This window comes from Kribbella sp. NPDC049174 (assembly GCF_043197365.1).
GTDB lineage: Bacteria > Actinomycetota > Actinomycetes > Propionibacteriales > Kribbellaceae > Kribbella.
Map to the genome: position 1 here is coordinate 129,111 of NZ_JBICSZ010000006.1, position 15,740 is coordinate 144,850.

Sequence of the window (15,740 nt, forward strand, 5' to 3'; positions counted from 1 at the left end):
GACTGCTACATCACGAAGGGACGTTGTTCATGTACACCGCGTTCGGCCTGCTCCTGGCCGCGATCGCCGCCGAGGTGGCGGCCACCTCGGCGCTGTCGCGCGCCGACGGGTTCCGCAATCCGGGGTGGAGCGCGCTGGTGCTGTTGGGTTACGCCGTCTCGATCTGGCTGCTGGCCATCGTGGTCAAGTGGCTGCCGGTCTCCACGGCGTACGCTGTCTGGTCCGGCCTCGGCACCGCGGCCGTCGCCGTCATCGGCGCTCTCTGGCTCGGCGAGTCGTGGGACCCGATCAAGATCGGCGCCCTGGCCCTGATCATGACCGGGGTCGTCCTCCTCAACCTCCAGGGCGCCCACTGACGGACCACACAGGTTGATCAAATCGTGGACCAGCCTTGTGTGGGTGGTGGGGGCGGACCATCGTGGGGGTATGGACAGGTCAGATGAGGACCGAGCGATCAATGAGGTTGTCGAGCGGCTGGCCAAGCAGTTCCCACGGGTGCCTGCCGGTGAGGTGGCGGAGGTCGTGAGTCAGTCCAGGCCGGAGTTCGACGATGTCCCGATTCGGGACTTCGTGCCGTTGTTCGTCGAGCGCGGTGCCAAGCAAAGACTGCGAGAGCTCGCCTAGTCACGGGCTCGGGTCGGTGTCGCGGTGGTGCGGCGCGAGGTGAGGTGCCGCGCGATCCGGCGTGCGTCCCTGCCGACGCCGCCGATCAGTGACGAGGTGCCCGCGGACTGGAAGAAGAGTCCGATGAAGGCGAGGCCGGGCTCGGATCGGACGAGGCCGCGATCGTGCCTTGGCCGGCCGTCCGGCTCGAAGACGGGGAGCTGGATCCAGCTGTAGTCGGGCACGAAGCCGGTGCACCAGATCACGGTGGTGACGTCGAGGGTCTGGCCGTCCGCGTGCAGCGGCAGACCATCGCGTACGCCGGTGATGCGCGGGACCCGCTCGATGCCCGCCCGGCTGAGATCCTTCCGCCGGACTCGAGCGAGCGGGAGCCCGTGACTGGACAGTTGCCGCTCGACCTTGCGGCCTGGTGGCGTCCGCGTGGTGAGCACGTGCGAGAGCAGGAACCAGAACGGCGGCGTGAGAAGCCGATCCAGGCCGGCGCCGGCGCGAACCGGCTCCTGTCCCGTGTCCCGACCGGACAGCCAGGTCTGGTGACCCGAGGCGGCCTCGATGGCGATCTCGGCCCCCGAGTTGCCGGCGCCGACCACCAGCACCGCGCCGTCCCGGAGCTGTGACGGGTTTCGGTACTGAGTCGAGTGGAGTTGCACGATGGTCGGGTCGAGTTCGGCGGCGAACTCTGGGATCCGGGGAGCGTGGTAGCCGCCCGTTGCGACGACCACGTTGTCCGCGTAGTACTGGCTCAGCCCGGAGGTGACGACGTACCCGCCGTTCTCCCGGGACAGATCGTCGACGTGCACGCCGGCGCGGACCGGGAGCCGGAAGCGGGCGGCGTACGACTCGAGGTAGTCGGCCACCTCGTCCTTCGTGGGGTACGACCATCCGGGTGCTGGGAAGGACGAACCAGGCAGCCCGTCATAGCGCGCGGGTGTGAACACCCGGAGCGAGTCCCATCGGTTGCGCCACGAGTCGCCGATGCGCTCGCCGGCGTCCAGGATCACGAACGACCGCTGCTGGGTCGCCAGGTGGTATCCGACGGCGAGGCCGGCCTGACCGCCACCGATGATCACGGTCTCGAAGTGCTTGGCGGCGGTGCTCGCCATGGCTGTCCCTCCATCCCGGCCCGGGCCGCGGACTGGTTGTCGCCGAGAGAACTCCTGTCACTTCAGGCTGTGACATGCCGCGGCCCGCCCGCATCGGAAGAATCACCCATTCACCCGTCCGGCCATCGTGTGTGGTTTTACCCACTGGTGTTCGCCGAAGGTCAGGAGGTCTTGATGGCGGACACCTCGATCTCGCGGGTGATCTTCTCGGAGACGAGGACCCCGCCGCCCTCGTGAAGTCGTTGCTGCGCAGGTGTTCGTCGCGCTGGCCGTTGCGGGTGTCGATGCTCTTGGCCTGGATGCTGACCCGGGCACGGGCCAGTGGGCCTCCCTGGCTCGACGCGGCCGGGTGTTCGGCGATGGTCGACTCATAGTCGATCGAAAAGAGGGACACGATGAGCTCCACGAGCACTGCCGCGGCTCCCACCGTGGAGAAGGCCGGGTCCTCGGGGTTGGCACTGCCGATCGCGCTGTTCTCGATCCCGTTGGGCCTTGCCGGTCTGGGCGGAGCGTGGGTGGCCGCGGCCGAGTTGCTCGGCGCGTCCGCGGCGCCTGCCGAGCTGGCCTATGCGGCCTCCGCCGTCGTTTGGGCGGCGTTCACCGGCATCTACGTGGTCGGTGCGATCCGCCGCGACTCGGGCAGGTTCAAGGTCGACCTGCGTCATCCGCTCTTCGGCCCGCTGACCGCCTACATCCCGGTGATCGCGATCCTGCTGGTCGCGCACTACGCGCCCAGCCTCGGCCAGGCCGCACGATGGCTGATGTACGGCGCGGTGGCCGCGCTGGCGATCAACGCCGCTGCGCTGGTGGCGCACTGGCTGAGCGCACCGCTGGAGGAGGACGCCCTGCACCCGGGCTACTTCCTCCCGGTTGTGGCCGGCCCGTTCATCGCCAGCATCGGGCTGGCCGCCGTACAGGACCATGCGGCAGCCGACGCGGTGTTCGGCGTCGGCATCTACTTCTGGCTCCTCCTGGGCGCCGTCATCACCAGTCGATTGTTCTTCGGTACGCCGTTGCCGCAGCCGTTCAAGCCGGTTCTGTCGATCCTGCTCTCACCACCCGGGACAGCCAGCCTGGCGTGGTTCGCGATCACCGGCGGCGAGATCGACCAACTGCAGGGCGCGATCGGCGCCGTCACCTTGTTCACGTTGCTGATCCAGCTCTTCTTCCTGGCTGACTACCTGCGCCTGCCGTTCAGCTCCCAGCACTGGGTCTTCACCTTCCCGCTCGCGGTGCTGGGCAACATCGGCGTCCGCTGGTCGGCCGGCCTCGGCTTCGACGGTTGGGAGGTCGTCGCGTGGGTGGTGCTGGGAATCTCCACCGCCGCGATCCTCGCGATCCTCGGTGGCACCCTGCGCGACTGCGCCCGCTACCTGTTCGGCAGGCAGCGGTGAGGTCGCAGTGGCTTACCTGTCGGGTGAGGCCGGCAGTGAGCGGCGGAGTTGTCGTCGGGAGGTGACGCCGACCTTGGAGAAGACCTTCCGCAGGTGCCATTCGACGGTGCGCGGGCTGATGTACAGGGCGGCGCCGATCTCCGAGTTCGTCAGCCCTTCCGCGACAAGTCTGGCGATATGGGCTTCTTGCGTGGTGAGGTCTCCGGAAGTCTCCACGGTGCGCTGGCGGATGGTCTCTCCGGCCGCGGCCAGCTCCTTGCGGGCGCGTTCGGCGAACCCGTCGACGCCCATACCGTTCAAGGATTCGAAGGCGGTGCGGAGCTGGGTGCGGGCGTCGCCGCGACGGCCTTCGTGTCGCAGCCATTCGCCGTACCGGAGTTGAGCTCTGGCGTGCTCGACGCGGAGCGTGGTGCGGCCGAGTCTCTCGATGCCTTCGCGGTAGGAGTCCTCCGCGGCGATCCCGGTGCACAGCAGGGCGTCGCGTGCTGCCAGCACACCCAGTGCCGCCTCCGTGCCGCTGGCTTTGGCGAAGTAGGCGAGCTGCTCGAGTGTGCTGGCGGCCTCGTCGGTGTTGCCGCTGCCCACGCCGGCTTCGACGAGCTCGGCCAGCGCCCACTTGGGCGGTCCGAGCTCCAACGGTGAGGCGGCGCCGGTCCGGGCGGCCTCCAGTGCTTCGTCGTACCGGCCGAGGCCGTTGTACATGATCGCCTGGAACCAGCTGATCATGTTCAGGCCGACACCTTCGCCGCGGGCGGTGATGTCGCCCTGCACCTTCTCGAACTGGGGCTCGGCGAGACGGACCCGGCCGCGGATGGCGTTGAGGCTCACGTCGCCGTACGGGATCATCGCGTTCTGGCCGCCGGTGACGTCGGCGACCCATTCGCACTCCGCGACCAGGGACTCGGCCTCGGCCAGGTCGCCGCTGTACAGGTCGTAGATGATCCGGCTGTTGAGGGCCACCGGCAGGACGCCGAGCGCGCCGATGTCCCGGATCGCGTCGAGATGCCGCCGGGTGAGGATCCCCCAGTTGGCGTCGTCCCACAGATCCGTCGCCGCGCAGGCGGCCAGCCAGGCGAAGCGGACCGCCTCGTCCATCGAGAGGTCGGCGCGGCCGAAGGCGCGGACGGTGTCGAGCAGGCCGGGCGCGGCCGTCGGGTACCCGTCGGTGTACAGCACGGCGATGCCTTGGAGCAGCAAGTCGGGTCGGCTCGGTTCGGCCGGCAGGTCCACCTGGCGCATGACCGCGGCCACGTGCCGCATCCCGATGTCGGCCCCGGACGCGAGCCGGCCGGCGAACATGGCCGCGGCCAGCGCGTCGAGGTAGGTCTCGCGAGCAAGTTTCGGGTCGGTCGGCTCCAGTCTGCGGGCGGCGTCGAGGAGCAGCGGGAGCGCCTTGTTCCCGTGCTCGGAGTAGTGCGAGATCTGGGCGTGCTGGAGCTGGATCCGTGCGTCCTCGGCCTCGTTGAGCGGTCCCGCCTGAGCGGCGGCGAGCAGGGCCAGCGCCTCCTCGAACGCGCCGGCGGTCGCCTTCGCCTGGGCAGCGGCCAACGAGCGTTGGGCCCGCCGGGCCGGATCGGGCGTCAGGTTCGCGGCCGCCTCCAGGAAGGCGGCGGCGGCCGCGAGTCCGCTGCGCCCGAATGCGCGGTCGGCCGATTGCTCCAGCTCGACCGCGACGGATTCGTCGGGTCCGTCCGCCGCGCGGGCGCGATGCCAGGCGCGGCGGTCCGGGTCGCTGTCCGGGTCGGTCTCATGCGCCAGGGCCTCGTGTGCCGTGCGGCGATCCTCCGGCGTGGCCGCGCCGTACACGGCCGATCGAACAAGCGGGTGCCGGAACTCGACCCGGTGGCGCAGCTCGACCAGGCCTGCTGCGTCAGCGGCCCCGATCGCGTCGTCCCCGATGCCGATCCGGTGCGCGGCACGCCGCAGTACGTCGACATCGCCGACCGGCTCGACGGCCGCGAGCACCAGCAGTTGGCGGGACTGCTCGGGCAGGTCTTCCAGTTGACGGAGGAACCCTTGTTCCAGCCGGGTGGCGAGGGGTGCGTTGCTCGCGAGCCCGCGGGCGGGCCCGAAGGCCAGTTCGGTGGAGGACAGTTGGCGAGGCAGCTCGAGCAGGGCCAGCGGGTTGCCGTGGGCCTCGGCCAGGATGCGATCGCGGACCCGGGCATCCAGCCGGCCGGTCGCCGGAGATTCCAGCAGCGCGGCCGCATCACCGGTGGCGAGACCGTGCAGCTCCAGTTCCGGCAGTCCGGTCAGCCTCGGCTGCTGATCCGACGTACGCACCGCGAAGACCATCGCCACCCGCTCGGCGCGGAGTCGGCGGGCGGCGAACTCGAGGGTCTGCGCTGAGGCCTGGTCGAGCCACTGGGCGTCGTCGACGACACAGAGCAGGGGCTGCTCCTCGGCCGCGTCGGACAGCAGGGTCAGCACGGCCAGGCCGACCACGAAGCGGTCGGGTGGATGGCCGGCCTGCAGACCGAACGTGATGGCGAGTGCCTCACGCTGTGGCGCCGGCAGCCGGTCCAGCCGGTCGAGGAACGGTGCGCAGAGCTGGTGCAGACTCGCGAAGGGGAGCTCCATCTCCAACTCCACCCCGGCCGCGCGGGTCACCCGGCAGTCCGCGGCGTTGGCGATCAGGAACTGGAGCAACGCGGTCTTGCCGATCCCCGCCTCGCCGCGCAGGACCAGGACCTGGCCCTGCCCGGACTGGGCGTTGGTCACGAGGCGACCGAGCGCCTCGCATTCGCCGGCGCGCCCCCGCAGACCTGGCCAACTCGCCATCGGAACACACTCCTGTCCTGTCGCTCAGCGCGACTCGTTGTCTGTCAGCACCGCCGGTTCGCCCCCGGTGACGAAGGCGGCGCGTGGATGTTGCACCGAGGCGAGCGAGAGGATGTCGCGGCCGAACACGGCCGCGGTCAGCCAGATCGCGAGGACCCGGATCTTGCGCTCCCAGCTGGGTACGGCGAGTACGTGGTACTCGCGGTGGATCAGCCAGGCCGGCACCCCGGTGATGACGATGCGCCGGTACTGGAAGATGCCGCGGCCGAGCCCGAGGGTCGCGACGGCGCCCAGGCTGTGGTGCAGGTAGTTCTTCGGCTTCCGGCCCTTCAGGGTGGCGGCGAGGTTGCGGGCCAGGAGCTTTCCCTGGCGATACGCGTGCTGGGCGTTGGGTACGGTCCGAGTGCCCGGGACGTCCGACGCAAGGTCAGGCACCGCGGCGGCGTCGCCCGCGGCCCAGGCGTCCGGCACCGGCTCGGCGTCGGTGCCGATCCGCAGGTCGGCCCGGACGACGATCATGCCGCGCTCGTCGACAGGAAGGTCGGTATGCCTGCCGATGACGGGATTGACGCCGTTGCCTGTGGTCCACACGATCAGTTCCGAGTCGAACTCCTCGCCGGTGGAGAGCACCACGTGCCCACCGACGGCAGAGGTCACCTGGGAGTTCAGGTGGACACGAGCGCCGCGGCGTTCGAGGGAGCGGACCACCCAGCGTCCGGGCCGTCAGGTGACCTCAGGGAGGATTCGGCCCGACGCCTCGACGAGATGGAAGCGCAGCTCGTCCTGGCTCAGCTCAGGGTAGCTTCTCAGCAGTGCGGTCGCGAGAGACAACAGCTCACCGAAACCCTCGACTCCGGAGAATCCTCCACCGACGAAGGTGATCGTGAGCAGCTTGCGTCGCCGCGGCCCGGGCTCCAGGGCGGCGGCCCGGTCGAACGCGGTGAGCAGCCGGTCGCGGATCGCCACGGCCTCTTCGACGTTCTTGAGGCCGATCGCCTCCTCGGCGATCCCGGGGTCGGCGAACTTCCGGGTGACGGCACCGGCGGTGACGACGATGACGTCGTACCCGAGTTCGAAGCTGTCGCCGTCGGCGGGCTGGACGGTGACCACGCGGTGGGCGTGGTCGATGGCGGTCACCATCCCGGCGAGCACGCGGGTGCGCCGCAGGTGACGCCGCAGCGACACCGCCGCGTGCCGGGCCTCGATCGAACCGGCCAGGACCTCGGGGAGGAACGGCTGGTAGGTCATGTACGGGCGGCGGTCCACGACGGTGACCTGGGCGGCACCGGCACGGAGTTTCTTCTCGAGTTTCCAGGCGGTGTAGAAGCCGGAGTAGCCGGCTCCGACGATCAGGATCTTGCGCATCGTGGCCTCTCGGGTCAGCGACCGGGGCCGGTCGCGGTAACGGGTGATTCACGGTGATCCGGTACAGCCGTTCCGGTGGTCATCGGGAGCCACCTGCCCGGGATCCCAGCAGCCGGGCGGGCCGGTTGTGAACGAATGTGATGGGGGCGGGGATGGTTTGGAGCAACCGGCCGATGGTGGATCCGGACCGCCACCGGGCAAGCGGGCCGTCGGGGGCGGCGAGTACGACGAGGGCCGCGGACCGGGACGCCCGCGGCAGGAGGGAACCGCGGGGACCGGTCAACGGCTGTTGTTGCAGGTCGACGTCGAAGAACACCTCTCGGTGTTGTCGCAGCAGGTCGTCCATCGTGGTTTCGGTCCTGGCGGTGTCGCGTGGGTTGTCGGCAAGAACGGTGACGCCGACGCCGCGGCGGTGCGCGGCATTGAAGGCAGCTCCGAGGACAGCCCAGGCCGCGGCGACCCCCTGGTCGGAGGACACCGCGGCCACCACCCGTCCGGCGGAGGGCCCGCGCAGTGGCGCACCGCTGAGCCCTACAACGGTCACGGGCCGCTGGGACCGGGCCGCGACCTGACGGGTCACGGACCTGGCCCATAGTCGGTGCGGGCGGCAGGTGGGATCGCGACCGAGCACGATCAGGTCGGCGTGGTTGCCCTCGATCGCGATGACTCGGGCAGGGTCACCGGTGTGGAGGTAGGCGGCGATCGCAAGCTGGGGTGCGATCTTGCCGGCCCGCTCGGCGGCATTGTCGAGGAAGCGCCGGGCCGCGTCGTGTTCGCCGGCGTCGCCCGGCCCGACGGAGGAGATCCCGAAGGGGTCCCAGCGGATGACGTGCAGGATGTGCAGGCTTGCCTGCCGGGCCGAGGCTTCGGCCGCGGCCCAGGCGACGGCGTCGAGCCCGTCCGCACGGCAGTCGACGGCGACCAGGACTGAGTGATGCATGGAGGGCTCCTTGAAGAACGTTGCGGGTCTTACCCGGCGGCCTTCAGGTACGGGGCGAGGAACGCGCCCAGCGCGGTGAGCATCGCCGCCGGGGCCTGCTCGGCGACCCAGTGGCCGGTGCCGGGGATGACCAGGCTCTGCACGTCGGTTGCGGCCGGCCTGATTCCTCCTGCCGCTGCGGGACCCCAGCTGTTCTCCCCGCCGATCCCGAGCACCGGAATCGTCAGCTTCGTCTGCTGGCGCTCCCCGTTCTGCTGCAGGATGGCGTCCCAGGCACGGTAGAGACCGAAGGTGGCGCGCAGGACGCTCCTGCTGCGGGTGTAGAGATCGACGTAGTACTCGATCGCGTAGTCCGGCAGCGTCGCGCCGCCGCCCTGGATGGCGAACTCGTAGCGGTAGAAGGCGTCCGCGTTGCTGTGCACCATGTCGACGATCAGGTCGTCGTCGACCCGGTTGAACGGGATGTGCCAGAGCCTGTTGTTGAGGAACTCGGGCAGGAAGAGTGGCGGCGGAGCGTGCTCGGGGTCTACCACTCCCGGAGGTCCGGGGATCTCGGCGACGACCAGGCGGTCGACCCGGTCGCGGTGGTCGGCGGCCAGCGCGTAGCCGATGATGTAGCCGGTGTCGTGGCCGACGACGGCGAAGCGCCGATGGCCGAGCGCGGTCATGAGTTCGGCCAGGTCGTCGGCCAGGGTGGCGGTGTCGTACCCGTCGCGTGGTTTGTCGGTCAGGCCGATCCCGCGCTGGTCGACGGCGATGACGGTGAAGTCGCGTGCCAGGGCCGGCATCAGGAAGCGCCAGGCGTACCAGTTCTCGGGCCAGCCGTGCACCAGCAGCAGCGGGGGACCGTCACCACCGACGACCACGTGCTGACGGATGCCGTTCGCGCGGACGAACCGGCTCCTGAACGTCTTGGTGAAGCCGGCCGGGAGCCTCGGAGCCGTCGTGACCGTGCCGAAGTCGTCCGCGATCCGCTGGGGTGCGGCGGAGGCGGTGGACGCCGCCCACCCACCGAGGAGCGACATTCCGGTGGTCGCAGCGGCGGTGCCGACGAAGCCGCGACGGGAGAACCGGCGCTGTGATCGGCCCGGTCGTGACACGTCGGTGCCGGCCTCGGTGGGCGGTTGCGCAGGGGAGGTGCTCATCAGGTGACTCCTTCGAGAAGGACAGATCCGCTGCGATCTGTCGACGTCTCCGAGCCTCGCCCTCGCCGCGATCCCTTGCGCCCGTGCATGTCCCTGGTCGCCTCACTGGTTCACGAGTACGGCGGATTGCCTGTGTGCACAGGCGGTCCGACCGTTGCGACGCGGAAATCCTGATGCGACGGTGTGAAAGGGCAGTTGGGAGGGATGACGTGTCGACGGGATCGAACAGTGCGTGGCCGGCCCTGCACGGCCGGCGCAACGAGTGTGAGCAGTTGGCCGGTCTGGTCCAGTCCGCCCGATCAGGCCGGAGCGCGGTGCTCGTCGTCCGGGGCGAGCCAGGCGTCGGGAAGACAGCTCTGCTCGAGTACCTGGCCGCCGATTCGGCGGGAAGCCGGCTGCTGCGAGTGTCCGGAGTCGAGTCGCAGATGGAGCTCGTGTTCTCCGGTCTGCACCAGTTGTGCGAACCCTTGCTGGGTCTGCTCGAGCGACTGCCTTCCCCGCAGGCGGATGCGATCGGCACCGCGTTCGGGCTCCGCACCGGCGCTCCGCCGGACCGCTTCCTGATCGGACTGGCTGCGTTGACACTCCTCTCCGAGGCCGCCGGGGAGCATCCGCTGATCTGTCTGGTCGACGATGCACAGTGGTTGGACCAAGCCTCCGCACAGACCCTCACGTTCGTAGCCCGCCGGTTGGCGGCCGAGTCCGTCGTCCTGGTCTTTGCGGTGCGATCCAGTGCGGACCAGCAGTTGTGGGCAGGACTGCCGCAGATGACGCTGGAGGGTTTGACGGACGCAGACGCGGAGGCTTTGCTCGAGTCCGCCATGGTGGGGCCGCTGGACGAGCGGATCCGGCACCGGGTCCTGGCCGAAGCCCATGGAAACCCGCTGGCCCTGTTGGAGCTGCCGCGCTGGTCTGCGGCCACGGAACTGACCTTCGGCCCACACCCAGGTCAGACCCGGACGCTGACCAGCCGGATGGAGGAGGCCTTCCTGCGCCAACTGGAGCCACTGCCCGACCAGTCGCGACGTCTGCTGCTCACGGCAGCGGCAGAACCTCTCGGTGACGTGAGTCTGCTGTGGCGCGCGGCCGAACTTGTCGGAGTCGGGACGGACGCCGCCGCTCCCGCGGAGATGGCCGGGCTGATCAAGTTCCGCGACACGGTTCGGTTCCGGCATCCGTTGGTACGGTCGGTCGCCTACCGGTCCGCGGCGGTGTCAGAACGGCAAGCGGTGCACCGCGCACTCGCGGAGGTCACGAACCCGGAGCTGGACCCGGACCGGCGGGCCTGGCACCGCGCTCACGCGGCCACCGGTCCCGACGAAGCTGTGGCCGCGGAGCTCGAGCACTCCGCCGGCCGTGCGCTGGCACACGGTGGCTTGGTCGCGGCGGCCGCGTTCCTGGACCGTGCTGCCGTGCTGACCCCGGACGCCGCCGAGCGTGCCCGCCGCCAGCTCGACGCGGCCGAGGCGATGTTGCACGCGGGGACCTTCGACGCGGCCCTGAACCTGCTCGCCGTAGCCGAACACGGACCGCTCAGCGCCCTTCAGCGCGCTCGCATCGACGTGCTCCGCGCTCAGATCGGATTCGCGTCCCAACGGGGGAACGAAGCTCTGCCGCTCCTTGTTGCGGCCGCTCGCCAACTGGAACCACTCAACGTCGACCTCGCTCTCGACTGCTACGTGGACGCGCTGACCGCAGCGCTGTTCGCCGGCCGGCTGGCCTCCGGGCCGGGCCCGGCCGAGGTGGCCCATGCCGCGCGCGGTGCGGTCGCGTCGTCCGCACACCTCCGGCGAGGAGACGTGCTACTTGAAGGTGTGGCCGTGCAGTTCGGCGACGGCTACTCGGCCGCGGCGCCGTTGCTCAAGCAGGCGACGGAGGCGTTCGACACCGATGAGCTGACCCTGGAGGAAGGGGTGCGGTTCATGTGGCTCGCGGCCGTTGTGGCCTCCGACCTGTGGGACGAACGTGCCTGGGACCGGCTGACCAGCCGGCACCTGAGAATCGTCCGCGATGCCGGGGCGCTCAGCGCGCTTCCGCTGGCCCTGAACACGCGGGTCTACGTAGATCTGTTCGCCGGTGATCTGACCGTCGCCGCCCGCCTGGTCGAGGAGATCGCGGTCGTGACCGAGGCGGGTGAAAGCAGGCTGACGCCGTACGCCGAAATCGGGCTGGCCGCCTTCCGGGGTCATGAGGAGCAGGCGGCGCCGTTGATCGAGACGTCGATGCAGGACGTCGTCGCCCGCGGTGAGGGGATCGGGGTCTCGCTGACGAACTGGGCCCAAGCGCTGCTGTGCAACGGACTCGGTCGCTACGCCGAGGCGTTCGCCGCCGGCCGGGTGGCCGCCGCCTTCACCGCGGAGATCGGGGTGTCGAACTGGGGACTGGTCGAGTTGATCGAGGCGGCGGTGCGGGTCGGTGATCGCCCGACGGCAACCGCCGCGTTCGAGCAGCTTTCCGAGATGACGCAGGCCAGCGGCACCGAGTGGGCGCTGGGCGTGGCCGCTCGTTCCGCGGCGCAGTTGCGCGACGGTACGGCGGCCGAAGACCTGTACCGGGAGGCGATCGGCCACCTCGAGCTCACCGAGGTGCGTCCAGAGCTGGCGCGGGCGCGGCTGCTCTACGGCGAGTGGTTGCGGCGGGAAGGCCGACGGGTCGAAGCGCGGGAGCAGTTGCGGATCGCCCACGATGCGCTGACCGCGATGGGGGTCGACGCGTTTGCCGAGCGAGCCCGCCGGGAGCTCGCCGCGACGGGCGAGACGGTGCGCAAACGGACGGTCGACACGAGTCAGGAACTCACCGCGCAGGAGTTGCACATCGCCCGGTTGGCAACGCAGGGCCTGACCAACCCCGAGATCGGTGCCGAGCTCTTCATCAGCCCGCGCACCGTGGAGTGGCACCTGCGCAAGGTGTTCGCGAAACTCGGGATCACCGCACGCAGGCACCTGCGCGACGCCCTGCACACCTCGAACGTCTGACCCGTCGCCCCCAGGGTGCCGGCCAGGGCTGTGTACTGGCGCGACCAGAGCCCGCGCCGACGACGCTGGACACACGAACCAGATCCAGCGACGGGACGACCATGACGCGCCACATCGAGGACTACGCCCTCATCGGCGACCTGCGGACGGCGGCCCTGGTCGGTCTGGACGGCTCGATCGACTGGCTGAGCCTGCCGCGGTTCGACTCTCCCGCCGTGTACGCCGCCCTCCTCGGAGACACCGAACACGGCCGGTGGAGTCTCGCCCCTGTCGGCCAGGGACACTGCACCCGGCGCCGCTACCGCCCGGGCACCCTCGTCCTCGAAACGGACTGGACCACCGCCGACGGCGCGGTCAGGGTCACCGACCTCATGGTCCCCGGCTCTGCGGCACCGACGGTGGTGCGGATCGTGGACGGCTTGGTCGGCACCGTGGCGATGCGGACCCACAACGCACCGCGGATGAACTACGGCAAGGACACCCCGGCCCTGCGCCGCACCGCCGGCGGTCGTTGGCTCGCGACGGCTGATGACGACGAGCTCTGGCTCGACAGCGATGTGGACTTGACCATCGCCGACGGATCCTGGTCCGGCGACTTCATCGTCACAGCGGGGGAGCGGGTCTCGTTCACCCTCGCCCAGACCGCGACCGTCGGTCCCTCGGCCGCCGATGCGCTCGCCGCAACCGACGCCTTCTGGACCGATTGGATCAGCCGGTCGACGTACACCGGTCCGTGGGAAGAGGAAGTCAACCAGTCGCTGATCATCCTCAAGGCACTCACCTACGCCCCGATCGGCAGCATCGTGGCCGCCGCGACGACCTCGCTGCCCGAGCAGTTCGGTGGATCCCGCAACTGGGACTACCGCTACTCATGGTTGCGCGATGCAACCTTCACTCTGCAAGCCTTCGTCTCCACCGGCTTCCTCGACGAGGCCGAAGCGTGGCGCGACTGGCTGGTGCGCACCGTGATCGACAATCCCGCCGACCTGCAGATCATGTACGACGTCGACGGCGCCGATCGCCTCCCCGAACAGACCCTGGACTGGCTACCGGGGTACGCCGATTCGACGCCGGTGCGGGTCGGGAACGCGGCAGCCACCCAACAGCAGAACGATGTCTGGGGTGAGGTCCTCGACGTACTCTCAGCCGCCCGGAAGGCCGGCGTACCAGGGACCGCGGACCAGGAGAAGCTGGAACGCGCCCTGCTCGATCACATCGAGAACCATTGGCAGGACACCGATCACGGGCTCTGGGAAGTCCGAGGTCCGCGGCGACACTTCGTACATTCCAAGCTGCTGGCCTGGGTCGGTGTCGACCGGGCGCTCGAAGGGTGCGGCCTCGAGGAGATCGGCCGGCTCACCGCACTGCGCCGTACCATCGCGCAGGAGATCTTCGACCGTGGGTATCACTCCGGGCGGCGGGCATTCACGCAGTCGTACGGGTCGCCCCGGCTGGACGCCGCCGTCCTGCTGATGCCGCGCTACGGCTTCCTCTCCTGGGACGACCCGCGCATGGTCGCCACCGTCGACGCGATCCAACGCGAGCTCACCGACCACGGGCTCGTGCTGCGGTACGCCGTCAACGATGACGGTCACAATGTCGACGGCATCCCCGGCAGCGAGGGCACGTTCCTGGCCACGTCGTTCTGGCTCGCGGACGCGTTGCACGGCATCGGCCGGGTGGACGAGGCGGCCGAGTTGTTCGAGCGCCTGCTGACGCTTCGCAACGACGTCGGACTGTTGAGCGAGGAGTACGACCCGAGGACGGGACGCCACCTCGGCAATACACCCCAGGCGTTCAGCCACGCCGGTCTGATCACGACCGCGGTGACATTGAGCGCTACTGGGGCGTCGAGCCTTTCTCGCATCAATGAGTGGTCCGCCTGACGTCAAGCAGTCGGCCGGCCGTACGTCTCGAGGAGCCGGAGCCAGATCTCGTTGACAGTCGGGTAGGCGGGTACGGCGTGCCACAGCCGGTCGAGCGGCACCTCTGCTACGACGGCCACGGTCGCGGCCTGGAGCAGTTCGCTGACGTCCGGTCCGACGAAGGTGACCCCCAGGATGACCTTGCGCTGCTCGTCGACGACCATCCGGGCGGTTCCCTTGTAGCCGTCCGCGCGGACGCTCGCGCCGGCGACGTTCCCGAGCTCGTAGTCGACGACCCGGATGTCATAACCGGCCTCGCCGGCGGCGGCCGCGGTGAGGCCGACGGACGCGACCTCAGGTTCGGTGAACGTGACCTGTGGGACCGCCGCGTGGTCTGCGGTCGCGACGTGGGCTCCCCACGGTTTGTCCGCGACCGGCGCGCCTTTCGCGCGGGCAGCGATGACGTCACCGGCGGCCCGGGCCTGGTACTTGCCCTGGTGGGTGAGCAGCGCTCGGTTCGTGACGTCGCCGGCGGCGTACAGCCAGTCGGACCCGCGGACGAGGAGGGTGTCGTCGGTCTCCAGCCAGGAGCCGGGCTCGAGCCCGATCGTGTCCAGCCCGATGTCATCGGTCCGCGGCGTACGACCGGTGGCGACCAGGATCTCCTCGGCCGTGATCGTCGAACCGTCGCCGAGTTCGACGACGACCTTGTCCTCGATCCGGGTGACCCGCCTCGTCTGGGTGTCGAGCAGCACCGTGGCGCCTTGCTCGCGCAGAGCTTCGGTCACCAGCTCAGCCGCGAACGGTTCGACGTGTTTGAGCAGCCCCGAGCGCGAGACCACCGTCACCTCGGTCCCGAACCCGGCGTACGCCGTGGCCATCTCGGTGGCGACGACACCACCACCGAGGATCACCAGGCTGCCCGGCACCGACTGGGCGCTCGTCGCCTCGCGACTGGTCCACGGGCGGGCCTCATGCAGGCCGTCGATGTCGGGCACGAACGCGTCGGAACCGGTTGCCACCACAACTGCATGACGTGCGGTGAGCAACGTCGCCGAGCCGTCGGCGCCGGTGACGCTGACCTCTTTGGGCCCCGTGATGCGACCATGGCCGCGCGCCAGTGCGATGCCTGCTTGCTTCATCCACCGCACCTGTCCCGCGTCGGACCAGTTGCTGGCGAAAGAGTTGCGGCGTTCGAGGATTGCCACCAGGTTGAGCTCGCCGGTCACCGCCTCGGCCGCGCCGGGCACCTGACGTGCCGCCCGGAGCACCTGTCCGGGGCGGAGCAGAACCTTCGAGGGCATGCAGGCCCAGTACGAGCATTCGCCGCCGACGAGTTCGCTCTCGACGATCACGGCGGTCAGACCGCCCTGTACCGCACGGTCGGCGACGTTCTCACCGACAGCGCCCCCGCCGAGCACGATGACGTCGTACACGGTCGTTTCCATGCTGACTCCCTTGTTCGTCGCTCGTACGGCGGCGCCGCTCGTTGACCCTCACCACGGTGCCGCATCGACGCGCCCGTCGCACCAGTGGGATGCCCCGGTG

Annotated in this window: 10 protein-coding genes and 2 pseudogenes; 5 read left to right on the plus strand and 7 right to left on the minus strand. The window is 69.9% G+C overall.

Translation table 11 applies throughout. From position 1 onward, the window contains the following. The first annotated feature begins 29 nt into the window (after window positions 1–29). Window positions 30–356, plus strand: a complete 327-nt coding sequence (locus ACGFIF_RS28100) for a DMT family transporter (protein WP_393158537.1) — start codon at window positions 30–32, stop codon at window positions 354–356. 70 nt (window positions 357–426) lie between these two features. Next, on the plus strand, window positions 427–624 hold the full coding sequence (locus ACGFIF_RS28105) for a three-helix bundle dimerization domain-containing protein (RefSeq protein WP_393158539.1): 198 nt from the start codon (window positions 427–429) through the stop codon (window positions 622–624). Here ACGFIF_RS28105 and ACGFIF_RS28110 read toward each other — a convergent pair. Together ACGFIF_RS28110 and ACGFIF_RS28115 are read right to left on the minus strand one after the other, a co-directional pair. Then, window positions 621–1,727: a flavin-containing monooxygenase gene (locus ACGFIF_RS28110; protein ID WP_393158541.1), complete on the minus strand. Its 1,107-nt coding sequence runs from the start codon at window positions 1,725–1,727 to the stop codon at window positions 621–623. The two genes, ACGFIF_RS28105 and ACGFIF_RS28110, sit on opposite strands and share 4 nt — an antisense overlap. A gap of 238 nt (window positions 1,728–1,965) precedes the next feature. Continuing rightward, window positions 1,966–2,154 (minus strand): annotated as a pseudogene (locus ACGFIF_RS28115) (YceI family protein); the annotation flags it as partial. Here ACGFIF_RS28115 and ACGFIF_RS28120 point away from each other — a divergent pair. Continuing rightward, complete coding sequence (locus ACGFIF_RS28120; RefSeq protein ID WP_393158542.1) at window positions 2,123–3,121, plus strand: hypothetical protein; 999 nt, start codon at window positions 2,123–2,125, stop codon at window positions 3,119–3,121. The pseudogene ACGFIF_RS28115 and the gene ACGFIF_RS28120 overlap by 32 nt on opposite strands. A 12-nt stretch (window positions 3,122–3,133) precedes the next feature. On the opposite strand, the gene ACGFIF_RS28125 is transcribed toward ACGFIF_RS28120, so the two are convergent. From ACGFIF_RS28125 to ACGFIF_RS28140, 4 genes and pseudogenes are all read right to left on the minus strand, one after another. After that, window positions 3,134–5,902, minus strand: coding sequence for an AAA family ATPase (locus ACGFIF_RS28125; protein ID WP_393158544.1), 2,769 nt, complete (start codon window positions 5,900–5,902; stop codon window positions 3,134–3,136). A gap of 24 nt (window positions 5,903–5,926) precedes the next feature. Next, window positions 5,927–7,267: pseudogene (locus ACGFIF_RS28130) on the minus strand (NAD(P)/FAD-dependent oxidoreductase). A 79-nt stretch (window positions 7,268–7,346) separates the two neighbouring features. Continuing rightward, on the minus strand, window positions 7,347–8,207 hold the full coding sequence (locus ACGFIF_RS28135; RefSeq protein ID WP_393158545.1) for a universal stress protein: 861 nt from the start codon (window positions 8,205–8,207) through the stop codon (window positions 7,347–7,349). A 29-nt stretch (window positions 8,208–8,236) separates the two neighbouring features. Beyond that, complete coding sequence (locus ACGFIF_RS28140) at window positions 8,237–9,352, minus strand: alpha/beta fold hydrolase (RefSeq protein WP_393158546.1); 1,116 nt, start codon at window positions 9,350–9,352, stop codon at window positions 8,237–8,239. A 209-nt stretch (window positions 9,353–9,561) separates the two neighbouring features. Between ACGFIF_RS28140 and ACGFIF_RS28145 the strand changes: the two genes are divergently transcribed. Beyond that, on the plus strand, window positions 9,562–12,327 hold the full coding sequence (locus ACGFIF_RS28145) for an AAA family ATPase (RefSeq protein WP_393158547.1): 2,766 nt from the start codon (window positions 9,562–9,564) through the stop codon (window positions 12,325–12,327). A 101-nt stretch (window positions 12,328–12,428) separates the two neighbouring features. Further along, window positions 12,429–14,213: a glycoside hydrolase family 15 protein gene (locus ACGFIF_RS28150; protein ID WP_393158548.1), complete on the plus strand. Its 1,785-nt coding sequence runs from the start codon at window positions 12,429–12,431 to the stop codon at window positions 14,211–14,213. 2 nt (window positions 14,214–14,215) lie between these two features. On the opposite strand, the gene ACGFIF_RS28155 is transcribed toward ACGFIF_RS28150, so the two are convergent. After that, window positions 14,216–15,640 carry a dihydrolipoyl dehydrogenase family protein gene (locus tag ACGFIF_RS28155; RefSeq protein ID WP_393158549.1) on the minus strand — a complete coding sequence of 475 codons (1,425 nt, stop codon included), beginning with the start codon at window positions 15,638–15,640 and terminating at the stop codon, window positions 14,216–14,218. Window positions 15,641–15,740 lie beyond the last annotated feature (100 nt).

Bases quoted from the DNA above. Each gene is read 5' to 3' on its own strand.
- ACGFIF_RS28135 (WP_393158545.1), bottom strand. From the start codon at position 8,207: ATGCATCACTCAGTCCTGGTCGCCGTCGACTGCCGTGCGGACGGGCTC.
- ACGFIF_RS28105 (WP_393158539.1), top strand. From the start codon at position 427: ATGGACAGGTCAGATGAGGACCGAGCGATCAATGAGGTTGTCGAGCGG.
- ACGFIF_RS28120 (WP_393158542.1), top strand. From the start codon at position 2,123: ATGAGCTCCACGAGCACTGCCGCGGCTCCCACCGTGGAGAAGGCCGGG.
- ACGFIF_RS28100 (WP_393158537.1), top strand. From the start codon at position 30: ATGTACACCGCGTTCGGCCTGCTCCTGGCCGCGATCGCCGCCGAGGTG.
- ACGFIF_RS28155 (WP_393158549.1), bottom strand. From the start codon at position 15,640: ATGGAAACGACCGTGTACGACGTCATCGTGCTCGGCGGGGGCGCTGTC.
- ACGFIF_RS28140 (WP_393158546.1), bottom strand. From the start codon at position 9,352: ATGAGCACCTCCCCTGCGCAACCGCCCACCGAGGCCGGCACCGACGTG.
- ACGFIF_RS28125 (WP_393158544.1), bottom strand. From the start codon at position 5,902: ATGGCGAGTTGGCCAGGTCTGCGGGGGCGCGCCGGCGAATGCGAGGCG.
- ACGFIF_RS28150 (WP_393158548.1), top strand. From the start codon at position 12,429: ATGACGCGCCACATCGAGGACTACGCCCTCATCGGCGACCTGCGGACG.
- ACGFIF_RS28110 (WP_393158541.1), bottom strand. From the start codon at position 1,727: ATGGCGAGCACCGCCGCCAAGCACTTCGAGACCGTGATCATCGGTGGC.